12 protein-coding genes are annotated in these 12,754 nt (G+C 73.0%); 1 reads left to right on the top strand and 11 read right to left on the bottom strand.

Features of this window, described 5'->3' with window-relative positions; all coding sequences use genetic code 11:
* Positions 1-76: 76 nt before the first annotated feature.
* Genes O7625_RS17940 through O7625_RS17915 form a run of 6 tightly spaced genes read right to left on the bottom strand, consistent with a single transcriptional unit; the run spans position 77 to position 6,320 of the window.
* Positions 77-880, bottom strand: a complete 804-nt coding sequence (locus O7625_RS17940; protein ID WP_282340063.1) for a class I SAM-dependent methyltransferase — start codon at positions 878-880, stop codon at positions 77-79.
* Positions 877-2,118 (bottom strand): MFS transporter, encoded by a 1,242-nt coding sequence (locus O7625_RS17935; protein ID WP_282340061.1) that lies wholly within the window; start codon positions 2,116-2,118, stop codon positions 877-879. The genes O7625_RS17940 and O7625_RS17935 overlap by 4 nt, the downstream gene beginning before the upstream one ends.
* Positions 2,115-3,137 (bottom strand): enolase C-terminal domain-like protein, encoded by a 1,023-nt coding sequence (locus O7625_RS17930; RefSeq protein WP_282340060.1) that lies wholly within the window; start codon positions 3,135-3,137, stop codon positions 2,115-2,117. Before O7625_RS17930 ends, O7625_RS17935 begins: the two co-directional genes overlap by 4 nt.
* A complete protein-coding gene (locus tag O7625_RS17925; RefSeq protein WP_282340057.1) occupies positions 3,134-4,210 on the bottom strand; it encodes a PLP-dependent cysteine synthase family protein in 1,077 nt (358 codons plus the stop codon). The genes O7625_RS17930 and O7625_RS17925 overlap by 4 nt, the downstream gene beginning before the upstream one ends.
* A complete protein-coding gene (locus O7625_RS17920; RefSeq protein WP_282340055.1) occupies positions 4,204-5,049 on the bottom strand; it encodes a DUF364 domain-containing protein in 846 nt (281 codons plus the stop codon). The genes O7625_RS17925 and O7625_RS17920 overlap by 7 nt, the downstream gene beginning before the upstream one ends.
* Entirely contained in the window at positions 5,046-6,320 is a 1,275-nt protein-coding gene (locus tag O7625_RS17915; RefSeq protein WP_282340053.1) for an ATP-grasp domain-containing protein, read from the bottom strand. The genes O7625_RS17920 and O7625_RS17915 overlap by 4 nt, the downstream gene beginning before the upstream one ends.
* A 230-nt stretch (positions 6,321-6,550) precedes the next feature.
* Here O7625_RS17915 and O7625_RS17910 point away from each other — a divergent pair, with 230 nt between their 5' ends.
* Positions 6,551-6,883, top strand: a complete 333-nt coding sequence (locus tag O7625_RS17910) for a hypothetical protein (protein WP_282340052.1) — start codon at positions 6,551-6,553, stop codon at positions 6,881-6,883.
* Positions 6,884-6,914: 31 nt separating this feature from the next.
* Here O7625_RS17910 and asnB read toward each other — a convergent pair whose 3' ends face one another.
* Genes asnB through O7625_RS17885 form a run of 5 tightly spaced genes read right to left on the bottom strand, consistent with a single transcriptional unit; the run spans position 6,915 to position 12,752 of the window.
* Positions 6,915-8,741, bottom strand: coding sequence for an asparagine synthase (glutamine-hydrolyzing) (asnB, locus tag O7625_RS17905; RefSeq protein WP_282340051.1), 1,827 nt, complete (start codon positions 8,739-8,741; stop codon positions 6,915-6,917).
* 18 nt (positions 8,742-8,759) lie between these two features.
* Complete coding sequence (locus O7625_RS17900) at positions 8,760-10,043, bottom strand: MFS transporter (protein WP_282340050.1); 1,284 nt, start codon at positions 10,041-10,043, stop codon at positions 8,760-8,762.
* Between the two features lie 10 nt (positions 10,044-10,053).
* Positions 10,054-11,340: a hypothetical protein gene (locus tag O7625_RS17895; protein WP_282340049.1), complete on the bottom strand. Its 1,287-nt coding sequence runs from the start codon at positions 11,338-11,340 to the stop codon at positions 10,054-10,056.
* Positions 11,337-12,524, bottom strand: a complete 1,188-nt coding sequence (locus O7625_RS17890; RefSeq protein WP_282340048.1) for a GNAT family N-acetyltransferase — start codon at positions 12,522-12,524, stop codon at positions 11,337-11,339. The genes O7625_RS17895 and O7625_RS17890 overlap by 4 nt, the downstream gene beginning before the upstream one ends.
* A 36-nt stretch (positions 12,525-12,560) precedes the next feature.
* Positions 12,561-12,752, bottom strand: a complete 192-nt coding sequence (locus O7625_RS17885; protein ID WP_282340047.1) for a ferredoxin — start codon at positions 12,750-12,752, stop codon at positions 12,561-12,563.
* Between the last annotated feature and the right edge of the window lie 2 nt (positions 12,753-12,754).

The raw sequence follows: 12,754 nt of genomic DNA, 5'->3' as shown, positions 1-12,754 counted from the left end.
TTTCGATAAGGCGGCGGAGGTCGTGCCGCGGTGTTGCGGCGGGGAAGGTCAGGCGGGGTCGGTGCGGCGGGGAAGGTCAGTCCGGGTCGGTGCGGCGGCGTGCGACCAGGTGCAGGCGGTCACCGGACAGCGCGGGCGACAGCGCGGCGGTCGGCTGCCAGGGCGGGTCGGTGCGGGGCCCGGGGGTGTCGAAGAGGGCCACCACGTCGAACCCGGTGGTGTCGAGCAGGTAGCGCAGCTCGGCGGGGAACAGCAGCCGCCAGGCCGAGGTCTGCACCAGTGGTCGCGGGCAGGCCGGCCAGGTCCAGACCCGTTCGCGGCGCAGCAGTTGCCCGCCGTGGTCGATCCACAGCCGTGTCGCCGAGGTGTAGGGGACGCCGCGCCAGCTCACGGTGCGGGTGCGGGTGCCGTCGAGGAGTTCGGTGCCGCCGAGGAAGAACGCGCCGTTGCGCATCTCGGCCAGCAGTAGCCCGCCGGGGCGCAGGTGCCGGTGGCAGCAGCGCAGGAACGCGGTGAGGTCGGCGTTGGTGTGGCAGTACAGCATGGCGCTGTCCAGGCAGGTGACGACGTCGAAGGGGCCGGTCAGGTCGAAGTCGCGCAGGTCGGCGTGGACGAACCGGACGGCCGGGTGGCGACGCCGCGCATAGGTGAGCATCGGCACCGACGTGTCCAGCCCGACGGTGGTGTAGCCGAGGGTGGTGAGGTGTCCGACGTCGCGGCCGGTGCCGCACCCGACGTCGAGCAGCCGGGGCGTGGGGTCGGTGCGGTCGGCGAACCGGCGGACGAGGTCGTCGACGAACCGGGCGGCGCGGTGGCCCGGGTCGGGGAACTGCTGTTCGTAGAGCTCCGGGTTGTCGGTGAGGAGGTTCCCGTCGCTCATGACACGCCCGCCGGGGTCGGTGTGCAGGTTGCCGTCCGGCGGCGGTCGAGGCGCAGCAGCCAGACCGCGCCCGCCGAGGCCGTCCCGACGGCGGCGGTGAGCAGCCACGCCGCCGGGGGAACCCCGGCCCCCGTGGCGGTGCCCACGGTCGCGCCGACGGCGGCGGTGCAGCCGGCGGCGAGGACCCCGGACACCAGGTAGAACAGGCCGAAGTAGGTGCCGGTCAGGTGGGGTCCGGCGAAGGCGGGGATCAGCTCCAGGACGAACGGCTGGGCGATCATCACCCCCAGGGTGAGCAGGACGGCCGCGGCCAGTACCGGCACCAGCCGCAGCACCGGCGACGGCGACGGTACGCGCAGCAGCGGCAGCAGGAACCCGGCGCCCATGACCGCCATTCCGGCGGTGATGCTCGCGCCACGGCTCCGGCGGCGTCGTAGCCGGCGGGTCAGCGGTAGTTGCAGGGTGAGCGTCACGGTGGTGGAGACGACGAACAGCACGGCGACCGCCGCCGGGTGCCCGGTGAGGTGTTCGGCCTGCACCGGCAGGATCAGGTAGAGCTGGGTCTGGAGGGCGAACATGCCGGCCAGTGCGACGCTGAAGGCCAGGAAGCGGCGGTCGGTGAGGCCGGTGCGCCAGTCCTGCCAGACGGTCGCTTCCCGGGTGGTGGCGGGCGGGGCGGGTAGCCAGACCGCCTGCGCCACGGTGAGCGCGGCGAACAGCGCGGCGGCGGTCAGCGCGGCGGCCCGGAAGTCGACCAGGAGCAGCGCGGAGCCGAGCAGCGGTCCGAGCAGCGCGCCGGCACTGGCGAAGACGGTGAACAGGGCGAACGCCTCGGCCCGCCGGTCGGCGGCGGCCTGGGCCACGTAACTGCGGACGGCCGGGTTGAACAGCGCACCGGCCAGTCCGGACAGGACCGAGGCGGCCAGCAGCACCGGCAGTGCCGTGCCGAGGGCGAACAGTCCGAAGCCGACGGCGCGCAGGGCGCAGCCGGCGATGATGACGCCCCGGGCACCGAGCCGGTCGGCGGCCGAGCCACCCAGCAGGAACAGGCCCTGCTGGCTGAGGTTCCGCACGCCGAGCACGATGCCGATCGCGGCGGCGGAGAGGCCGACGTCGTCGGCCAGGTAGCCGGCGAGGTAGGGCAGCAGCAGGTAGAAGCCGACGTTGACACCGAACTGGTTGACCACCAGCAGTCGGATCGGCAGCGGGAAGCTGCGCAGGGTGGTCCAGGTGTTCATCGGGCCGGCCGTACGCCGAGGCCGGGTTCGCCGGTCAGCCGGAGGATGCCGTCGTGGCCGCCGATGCCGGTCCACGGGTCGTCGGCGAGCAGCAGGTGCCCGTCCAGGTCGATCCAGCGGGCGTCGTCGGTGAGGTGCACCGCCGGCGCGATGCCCAGCGAGCTGGCCACCAGGCAGCCCAGCATGAGATCCATGCCGTGGGTCCGGGCCGTGGCGGCGATCTGCTGGGCGGCGTGGACGCCGCCGCACTTGGCGATCTTGACGTTGATGCCGGTCACCGCGCCCGCGAGGGCGTGGAGATGGTCCGCCGTGGCGGCGTCCTCGTCGGCGATGAGCGGAACGTCGGTACGGGCGCTGATCCAGGCGAGCAGGTGCGGGGTGCCGGGTGCGATGGGCTGCTCGACGGCGTCGATGGTGTGGGGGCGCAGCGTGTCGAGCAGCCGTACGGTCTGCTCGGGGGTCCAGGCCCCGTTGGGGTCGAGCAGGAGTCGTGCGTGCGGCATCGCGGCGCGGACGGCCGCGATCCGGGCGAGGTCCGCCGCGTCCCCGCATTTGATCTTGACGAGCTGGAAGCCGCGTCGTGCCAGCTCCCGCGCGGTGGTGTGGGCGTGTCCGGGTGCGACGAGGCCGATGGTGCGGGCGGTGGCGGCCGGGGCGGGGGCGGGTCGGCCGAGCCACCGGTGCAACGGTGCTCCGGCCCGCCGGGCCAGCAGGTCGTGGACGGCGGCGTCCAGGGCTGCCAGCACGCCGGCGGGCAGCTGCGCGGCGAGCGCCGGCAGCTCCGCGAGCAGCGTCTCGGGTTCGCCGCAGGCACGCACCCGGTGCCGCAGCCCGGTCAGCAGTCCGAGGATGGTGGCCAGGTCCAGGCCGTAGTAGACGCTGGTCACCACTTCGCCGTGACCGGTGCTGCCGTCGTGGGACAGGTCGAGCTGGACGGCGGTCCGGCCGGGCATCGTCGCGCGGGAGATCCGCAGCGGTTCGCGTAGCCGCAGCGGGTAGCTGCGCCAGTCGAGCCTCATGCCGGCACCGCCGGCTGGCGCAGCGGATCGAGGACGGTCCGGCAGCGGCTCCACCGGGTCACCTCGACGGCGTCCGGGTACGGGATCTCGATCGGATGGTCCGGGGCCGGGGCGAACAGCCCGTGGCGGGCGCAGTAGGCGTCGTCGAAGATCGAGTCGAGGTAGCGGTGGGGGCCGTCCGGGAAGATCGTGACCACCCGGGCGCCGGGCTGCATCCGGCTGACCCAGGCGGCGACCCGGGCGACGGCGCCGGTGCTCCAGCCGCCGGTGACGAACGCCGCGCGGGCCAGCCGGCGGCAGGTGTCCACCGCCTCCACCGGGCCGATCCAGTGCACCTCGTCGAAGGCGGCGTAGTCGACGTTGCGGGGGAAGATGCTGCTGCCCAGGCCGCGCATCAGCCGTGGCCGCGCGGGCTGCCCGAAGATCGTCGAGCCGACGGTGTCGACCCCGACGAGCCGCATGCCGGGCCAGTGCCGGCGCAGCGCCCGGGCCAGGCCGGCGCTGTGCCCGCCGGTGCCGACGCTGCACACCAGCACGTCCACCGCCTCGACCTGACCGGTCAGTTCGTCGGCGAGGGTGCGGTAGCCGGTGGCGTTGTCCGGGTTGTGGTACTGGTCGGGCCAGTAGGCGTCGGGGGTGCGGGCCAGCACCTCGTGCAGCCGGTCCAGGCGGGCCTGCTGCCAGCCACCGACCGGGTGCGGGCGCTCCACGGCCTCGACCGTGGCCCCGTGCGCCGTCAGCAGCGCCCGCATCGGCCGTTCGATCTCGCGGTCCACGACGAGGACGACCGGGTGACCGAGGGCCTGCCCGGCGAACGCGAGGCCGAGTCCGAACGTGCCGCTGGTGGACTCCACGACGGTGGCGCCCGTCCGGAGGTCACCGCGCCGTCGGGCGGCCCGCAGCATGGCCACGGCGGCGCGGGCCTTCATGCCTCCCGGGCTGAGGTGCTCCACCTTGGCGTGGAAGCCGCCGTGCGGGTGCGGCAGCGGGGTGTCGACGAAGGTGACCGGGGAGCGGCCCAGCAGGCCCAGCAGGTGCGGTGCCCGGGTGGCCGGCGCGGGGGCGGTCAGCACGGTGACCCGGCTGCGGCACGGTAGTGGTAGACCATCGTCGCTGCGCCGTCGAGCCAGAAGAACGGGTACGGCTCGGCGGACAGGCCACTCAGCCCCGCGCCGAGGAAACACGGCAGGACGGCGCTACCGGTCTGGGCGAAGGCCACCATCGGTTTCCCGGTGGTGCGGGCGTGCCGCAGCAGCGGCGCGAACGTGTCGTTGCCCAGGGTCATGCCGGAGACGAGCAGCGCGTCGCAGTGTTCCAGCACCGCGGCGGCGTCCGGTAGGCACGGCTCCCCCCACTCGGTGCTGCCGCCGGCCAGGTCGCACGGCAGGTAGCTGACGCCCCGGCGACGCAGCTGCGCCAGCAGGGAGTTCACCACTCCGACGACCAGGACCCGCTGGCCCGGTTCCACCGGGAGCAGGTCCACCACGGCGGCGGCCCGGGCGGTCGACTTGGCCAGTGACGTCCCGGCCGGGATGGTCACCGGGTCGCAGGCGGCGTGCGGGTGCGGGTGGACCGTGGCGAGGTAGGCGTCCAGGGCCGCGACGCGTACCGCCGGCACGGGATGGGTGAGCAGGTCGGCGACACTGGCGCCGACGCAGTCGTAGGCGACCTCGTCGGGCAGCGTGTCGGGTTCCGTCGCGCAGGAGCCGACGGCGGCGTCCACCCGCAGGCTGAGCACGTGGTTGCGGTAGCCACGGGCGCGGCCGGCGTGCCGGGCACCCTGCCGGGTGGTGAACGCGACGGTGACCCGGGCGGTGGTCGGGTCGGGGCCGAAGCGGCCCGCCCGGACCGCGTCGATCAGATCCGGCACCGACGTCAGCTGTGCGCCCGCCCCGGCCGGCGGCGGCGTCACGGGAGTGCCTCGGCCAGCTCGTCGGTGTACCGGACGCCGAGGCCGGCGACCAGGTCGTCGGCCCGGGTCCGGGCGCCGGGACCGGTGGTGTCGACCGTCATGACGTGACCGAGGTAGTTGTTGTTGCTCACCGCGTCGCCGGTGCGGTGCCCGGCGGGTTTCACCGCCCAGTCGACGACGTCCGGAGCGGCGGCCAGTGTGGCCACACCCTCGACCGCCGCGAGGGTGCCGGCGCGGGGTGGCAGCAGGAACGCGACGGCGGCGCTGCGGACGCCCGTGTCGGCCACCGTGATGTCCGGCTCCTCGCCCACGGCGAGCTGGGCGTACACCATGGGAAGGTCCACTGCGGTGGTCCGCCGGACCAGCTCGGTGATCCGGTTGCCGGCCGGGCGGGGGTTGATCTCCACCACCCGTGGTCCGGCGGGGGTGAGTCGTAGTTCGGTGTGCGCCACCCCCCGGTCGAATCCGACCGCGGCGAGGGCGGCGACCGCCATCTCGCGCACCGCGTCGGCCGTCGGGGTGTCGAGGGCGGCGGGGAACATGTGCCCCGTCTCCACGAACCACGGCGCACCGGCGAGGCTCTTGTCGGTCACGCCGAGCACCGTCGTCGTCCCGTCGACGGTGACGGTCTCGACGCTGACCTCGGGTCCGGTCAGCAGCTCCTCCAGGAGCACCAGCGGTGAGCGTCGTTGGCCCCGGGCGTTGACCGGGAACGCGTCGAGGGCGTCGAACGCGTCGCGCAGCTGGGTCCGGTCGGTCACCAGCCGGACGAACATCCCGGCGCACAGGTCGACGGGCTTGACGACCAGGGGGAAGCCGAGGGCGCGGGCGGCCTCCTCGGTGCCCGCCCAGTCCCCGGTGACGGCGAACGCCGGGCCGGGCAGGCCGGCCGCCTGCATCCGATGCCGGGCCAGGTCCTTGCGGTAGGCGCACTCGACGGCTTCCGGTCGTGTGCCCGGCAGGCCCAGGTCCGCGGCGAGCCGGGCCACGGTGCCGAGGTAGTAGTCGCAGGACGTGACGACACCGTCGAACCGGAGCACCTCGTGCAGCTGGCGGACGTGCGGCAGCAGCCGCCGCGGATCGTTGGTCTCGGTGGTGATCACGTTGTCGGCGTCGAGCAACGGATGCGCCTGCGGGTCGTCGCTCTGGCGGAGGTAGTGGTGCAGGTTCCTGGTGAGGAACGTGAACCGATGGCCCGCTTCCCGGATCGCCCGGGGCAGCAGGGTGCTCATCGCACCGACCCAGCTCTCGACCAGCAACACGTGACCCATCGCGCACTCCCGACGTTCGCCGACTCCGGACCAGAAGACGATAACGGTTTCCATTTGCGATAGCTAGCGACACGCCCGGGCGGATCCGGGACGACGGGGCAGCCGCCGCAGGCACGGGCAGGCGTCCGCCCGGCACCGCGACGCCGGCACGAGGGGTCGCTGCGGTGCCGCGGTGCTCAGCCCGGGTCGGACGCGCCGAAGGCGGCCGGCTGATCCACTAACCTACGGAGATGAGCAGATTCCTTGCCCTCTACCACGGTGCCGCCGATGACGCCGACAAGGCCGAGGTGAGTGACGAGCAGCAGGCCGCGTTCATGAACGCCTGGGCGAGGTGGGCGCAGGATCACGAGGGTGCGCTCGTCGACAACGGCGCACCGCTGTTCAGGAAGAAGCGGGTCACCGCCGACGGGAGCGACGACTTCACGGACAGCAAGACGGGTTACGCCATCATCGAGGCGAACTCGCACGACGAGGCTGTCCGGATCTTCTCCGGCCACCCCCACCTGCGGCTGTTCCCCGGCAACTGGATCGAGGTCCTGGAGTGCCCCCCGCTTCCGGGGTAGCGGGTCACCGCCGCTGGCCGTCGACCCGTCGTCACCGGCTCACCCCGATGCCGTACGCCCGCATCCAGGTGTCGATCTCCAGCAACGGCAGCACCAGGTGGGCCGCGTTGACGTGGGTCATGGTCCGGTTCCCCGACTCGATCAGCGCGCGGACCCGCTCGGGATCGAGGTAGCCGTACAGCGGCGAGGTCTCGTCGACGACGAGTTTGTTGACCGCGCTTAGCACCTGGGCGTCGTACCCGGGATCGTGCATCGCCGGGTAGGCGCTCTTGCGACGCTGCCGGATCTCCTCGGGCACCAGGTCGGCGACGGCCATCCGCAGCAGGCTCTTCTCCCTGCCGTCGGCCTTCTTCATCGACCAGGGCGTGTTCCACACGTACTGCACCAGCCGGTGGTCGCAGAACGGCACCCGGACCTCCAGGCCCGAGGCCATGCTCAGCCGGTCCTTGCGCTCCAGCAGTACGGACAGCGGTCCCTGAAGGCTGAGGAAGAGCGCCTCCCGGACCCGCGCCTGCGCCGGGTCCTCACCCGGCAACCGGGGTACGGCGGCCCGGAGCCGCCGGTAGTGGTCGCGCTCCACCTCGTCCGGCCGGATCCGCCTGACCACGTCGGGTGCCAGGCACTGCCACAGCCGGGGGGCGTCGCCCAGCCAGGGGAACGTGTCCGTGCCGAGGGTGGCGGGGTCGTGGAACCACGGGTATCCGCCGAAGACCTCGTCGGCCGCCTCGCCGGAGAGCAGGACGCGGGCGTCGGTACGGTCCCGTACCCCCGCGAAGAGCAGGTACATCGAGGCGTCGAACTGGCCGCTGATCGGCCGGTCCATGGCGCGCATGGCCGACGGGCGCGCGTCCGCGACCGCCGCGGCCGACAGCGCGACCACCGTGTGGTCCGTACCGATCCGCTCGCTCGCGAGACGGGCGTACGGCGCGTCCCGTTCGGGCCGCAGGACGGTCGGGCGGAACGACGCCTCGTCCTCGGGGAAATCCACCGAGAAGGTGGCCAGCCTGCCCTCGCCGCGTGCCGCGAAGGCGCGCGCGGCGATCGCGGTGGTGGCCGTGGAGTCCAGCCCGCCGGAGAGCAGGGTGGCGATCGGCACGTCGGCGACCAACTGCTGGTGCACCACCTCGTGGAGCAGGTCCCGCACGTTGCCCACGGTGGTGAGCAGGTCGTCGGTGTGCGGGTCGGTGGTGAGCCGCCAGTAGCACTCCTGCCGTACGCCCGCCCGGTCCACCGTCACCACGTGCCCCGGCTTCACCTCGTGCAGTCCCCGCAACGGGGTCTGGCCCGGCAGCGCGAGCCGCCGGTTCAGCAGGACGGGCAGCAGCGCCTCGTCCACCGCCGGGCGGAACGCCGGGTTGGCGAAGATGGCCTTCGGCTCGGACGCGAAGAGCACGCCGTGCGGCAGCGGGGCGTAGAAGAGGGGCTTGACGCCGAGCCGGTCGCGGATCAGCACGAGTTGCCGCCTCGGCGCGTCCCACACCGCGAAGGCGAACATGCCGACGAGGCGCTCGGCGCAGGCCGGCCCCCACTCCCGGTAGGCGTGCAGCACGACCTCGGTGTCGGAGCGCTCGACGAAGACGTGCCCGCGCCGTTGCAGCTCGGTGCGCAGCTCCCGGAAGTTGTAGACCTCGCCGCTGTAGGTGAGGACGGTCGCGGCGTCGGGCGCGACCATCGGCTGGCGCCCACCCACGAGGTCGATGATGGCCAACCGGCGGTGCCCCAGCGCGACATGCCGGTCGACCCACACGCCGTGGTCGTCGGGGCCGCGCCGCCGCATCGTCCCGGTCATCTCCCGGATCAGCTCGACGTCCTGACCGAGGTCACGGGTGAAGTCGAGCCAGCCCACGATTCCGCACATTTTCCCTCTCCCCAGACCTCACGCGGCCGCGGTCCGAGTCAGACTCTTCGCCCGGCGCATCGGTTTGCTCAGCGATGGAACGAGGCACGTCGCGACGACGGCCACCGACGTCACCATCGCGACCCGCAGCCCGAACCGGTCGCCGACGAGGCCGGCGACGACCGCCCCCACCGGCATGACGCCCCAGGTGACGAAGCGGTGCACCGCGGTGGCGCGGGTCGACATGTGGTCGGGGGTCACGAGATGGCGGATGGTCAACGCGTTGGTCTTGAAGGCCCCCGAGCCCGCCCCGTAGACGAACGTGCCGACGCTGACCATCACCGCGGCGTACCCGCCGAACGCGCAGACCGTGGTGGCGAGTCCCGCCACGATCGGCACGCTCGCGATCCCGAGGGTCGGCCCGATGCCGAACCGCCGGGTCAGCCACCGGGCCAGCAGCGTGCCCACCGGGAAGCCGGCTCCGCCGAGGCCGACCGCGAGGCCGAAGACGGTCGGGGACAGGTGCAGGTGGTTGACCGCGAAGATCGCCACCATGGCCATGTACATCGCGATGCCGAGGTTGTAGACGAGGCCGGACGCCATGATCAGGCGCAGCAGCGGCTGCTGGAGCACGAACCGGATCCCGGCGCCGACCTCCTGCCAGACCGGCCCGCGCTCCACCACGGGCACCGGCGCCGCACGGTGGCGGATCAGCAGCAGCGTGACCATGCTGACCAGGAACGTCGCGGAGTCGGCGAGCATCGCCCGCACCGCTCCGGTCAGGCCTACCACGAGGCCCGCCAGCCCCGGCCCCAGCAGCAACGCCATCGACTCGGAGAAGGTCAGCCGGGTGTTGGCCGCGTGCAGCCGGTCGCTGTCGGCGATCAGCAACGGCGCGTACGACTGGTAGGCGATCTGGAAGAAGACGCTGCACACGCCCGTCACCAGCGCGGCCACCATCAGGTGCGCGAAGCTCAGCACCCCGGCGAAGCCGGCCACCGGCACCGACAGCACGGCCAGCGCGCGGATCCCGTCCGCGCCGATCATCGACCGGCGCAGGCCCACCCGCGCCACCCAGACGCCGGCGGGCAGCCCGATCACCAGGTACGGCAGCTTCACCGCCGCCGCCAGCAGGCCGACGTCGAACGCGCTGGCGCCCAGCGTCTGCGTCGCCGCCAACGGCAGGGCGAGCATCAGGACCTGGTCGCCGACAAGGCTGACGCTCTGGCCGCCCCACAGCCACCGGAAATCGCGCCAGCCCTGCCGCGCGTCCTCGCGTCCCCGTACGTCGACGCTCGTCACCGCGTACCTCCCGGTCGACACCGCACCACGGTCATCGGTCGGCCGCCCCCAGCAGGCAGCCGAGCATGGCGCCGCTCTTCACGGTGACCGCGCCCGGCCCGGTGGCCGTGTCGAACCGCATGAGACAGCCGGTGGGCACGCCGCCGACGCAGAACGGGCTGATCACCGGGTTGGCGAGCACCTCGTCGGTGCGACCGGACTCGTCCAGCATCACCCGCACCGGGTGTCGGACGGGGGTGACGAGTTCCTGCGCCACGTAGTACTCGGATTCCGTGCCGGTACGCACCAGCTCGGCCCAACGCTCGGGCGCGGTGTTCGCGCCGAAGAACACCTCCAGCGACGACAGGCCGGCGGCGCCCTTGAGCACGAAGTCCTCCTGCCGCTCGACGAGCAGCCGGGGCAGCTCGTACGCGCGACCCCGCCAGCGCACCCGGCGCTCGCCCAGCACCCTGCTCCACGGCACGAAGCGGCGTACCAGCTCCCGGTCCTGCCCGGACATCCACGGCAGGCCCTCGGAGAGCCAGGCCAGGACCTTCTTCGAGTCGACGAGCCGGGAGGTCTGCGACGGCGTCGCGTGCATCCCGCTCTTGATGGCGGTCAGCAGCGGCGTCGCGTCCCAGCCGAGCTGCTCCGCCTCGTCCTCGCAGAACTGGACGACGCCCAGCAGGTCGGTCGGCCGGATCTCGTCGAGCAGGTGCGGCAGTCGGGCGAAGCGGGCGGGCAGGCCGTGCTCGCCCAGCAGCTGGACCTGCATCTCGTTGACCCGGCCACGCTTGCCGGGATCCGCCAGCGTGCCGATCAGCAGGGCGCCGGGCGGGAGGCCCAGCTCGGCGCAGGTTCTCCGGAGCAGGGCGGCGAAGAGCGCGAAGATGTCCTCGCCGACGAGCGGCGGCAGCCCCGCCGTCGACCGGACGCGTTGCCAGGCGCGGCGCTGCTGCTCGAACTGCACCATGCCGCCGATGCCGGCGCCCACGTTGAGTTCGACGAAGCGCGGGCCGTCCTCGCCGATGACGACGTCGGCGCGGACCACGTCACCGGCGTGCCGCAGCTCGAACGCCTCGTCCGGGTTCGCCCGCTGGTATCCGGCCGGGTCGACCCGCAGCGCGGCCATCCGGCCCGCCAGGTCCGGCGCCAGGCGCAGCACCGTCTGCTGCGACAGCTCGACCAGGCGGCGGGTGACCGCCAGCAGTTCCCGGTACTCGGCCGACGGCATGACGACCGGCTCGGCCGCGATGGGGAAGCCACCCATGGGGATGTCCCGCAGGTGCTCGGCGAGGATTCCGGCAACCCGCGCCGACGACGGTCCGCCGGTGCTCATGCGGTGACGCTCCTCGTCGACGATCCTTCGGGTACGGCGGCGAGAAACTCGTCGAGGTCGACGTGGCGGGCACCCCGCACGCCGGGAGAGTTCCCGGGGTAGTCGAGCCGTGGGGGCCGTCGTGCGTCGTGGAAGTAGACGGCCTCCAGGAAACCCTGCTCCGTCTCCGCCACGAACGGGTTCGCCACCAGGAAGTCGCGCACCGCCGGGTTGTCCCGCCGGACCCGCAGCCACAACCGCTTGCCGCCGAAGTGGTTGGGCGGCAGGACCACGCGCGTACCGATGAGACGCTTCGACTGGTAGGTGCCCTTGCTGAGGAAGGGTTCCGTCCCCTGGAAGTCGAGCTGACGCACCCCGTTGGCCGCCGCCCACTCGATGAACAGGACGTTCATCGCCTTGATCACACCGTTCGCGTAGTGCACGTCGGCGCCGTCGCGCACTCCCACCAGCCGCGACGTCAGCACGCCGGTCGCGGGGTTCCAGTGGCACAGCCGTCCGGCGACGCGCTCGCCGTCCTCGGTGAGCACGAACAGCCGGCCGGTGCGGAACAGGCACTCGTACGCCGACTCCCGGGATTCGGTGCGCTGCCGGGCGCCGTGCCGGTTGCGCATGGTGGCGCTGTAGTAGTGCTCGTAGAAGTGGTCGAACCAGGCGGCGTCCCGCACGATCTCGCTACCCCACCGGTGCCGACGCGCGTTCCTGCGGAACCTGCGTCGCTCGTTCTTCGAGATCCGGCCGAGCACCACCTCCGCGTCGTCGTCGAAGTCCACCACGAAGTGCACGCGCATCGGCAGGACCAGCGCCGCGTCGGCGGGCATCCGCCGGGCCCGCGCCGCGCTCGTGCCGAGGATCGTGATGTCGGCGTCCGGCAGCCGGTCGGCCGACCTGAGGTCGCGGCCCCGCAGGGCGGCGGTGCGGCGTGCCGCCGTCCGCTCCCCGTCCGCGCCGCGGCGCTGTTCGGTGAAGTCGAGCGTGTAGGCCAGCCCCTCCGGCAGCCCGGAGTACGAGATCGACAGGCCGCCGAGATCCGAGCGTACGGCGGGGAACCGGGCCCAGTCCCTGGTGTCCCAGGCGACCCGGGCCGTGGTCAGCAGCGGGTGACCGCTGTTACGCCAGTGGTAGCCGGCGTGCAGGCGCAGCCGTCGAAGGAGGGGTACGCGGGCCGGGGCGGTCGTCTCAGACACGGGATCGGCTTTCCTCGTCATCGGATCGGTTCCTTGTCACTGCGCCGTGATCGCCCGGACAGGGCAGCGGCTCGCCGCCTCGCGCACCGCTGCGTGCAGCCCGGCGGGCGGCCGGTCGTCCAGCAGCACGACCCTGCCGTCGGCGTCGTCCTGGTCGAAGACCTCCGGCAGCGCGAGCGCGCACTGCCCGGAGCCGACGCAGGTGTCACTGTCGACCTGGATTCGCACGC

This window comes from Micromonospora sp. WMMD714, from assembly GCF_029581315.1.
Lineage (GTDB): Bacteria > Actinomycetota > Actinomycetes > Mycobacteriales > Micromonosporaceae > Micromonospora > Micromonospora rifamycinica.
The sequence above is the reverse complement of the archived record's forward strand: the minus strand, read 5'-3'. Positions and strand labels throughout refer to the sequence as shown.

Excerpts from the sequence above, each read along its gene's own strand:
- O7625_RS17910 (WP_282340052.1), top strand. The coding sequence starts at position 6,551 with ATGAGCAGATTCCTTGCCCTCTACCACGGTGCCGCCGATGACGCCGAC.
- asnB (WP_282340051.1), bottom strand. The coding sequence starts at position 8,741 with ATGTGCGGAATCGTGGGCTGGCTCGACTTCACCCGTGACCTCGGTCAG.
- O7625_RS17935 (WP_282340061.1), bottom strand. The coding sequence starts at position 2,118 with ATGAACACCTGGACCACCCTGCGCAGCTTCCCGCTGCCGATCCGACTG.
- O7625_RS17915 (WP_282340053.1), bottom strand. The coding sequence starts at position 6,320 with ATGGGTCACGTGTTGCTGGTCGAGAGCTGGGTCGGTGCGATGAGCACC.
- O7625_RS17930 (WP_282340060.1), bottom strand. The coding sequence starts at position 3,137 with ATGAGGCTCGACTGGCGCAGCTACCCGCTGCGGCTACGCGAACCGCTG.
- O7625_RS17895 (WP_282340049.1), bottom strand. The coding sequence starts at position 11,340 with ATGAGCACCGGCGGACCGTCGTCGGCGCGGGTTGCCGGAATCCTCGCC.
- O7625_RS17940 (WP_282340063.1), bottom strand. The coding sequence starts at position 880 with ATGAGCGACGGGAACCTCCTCACCGACAACCCGGAGCTCTACGAACAG.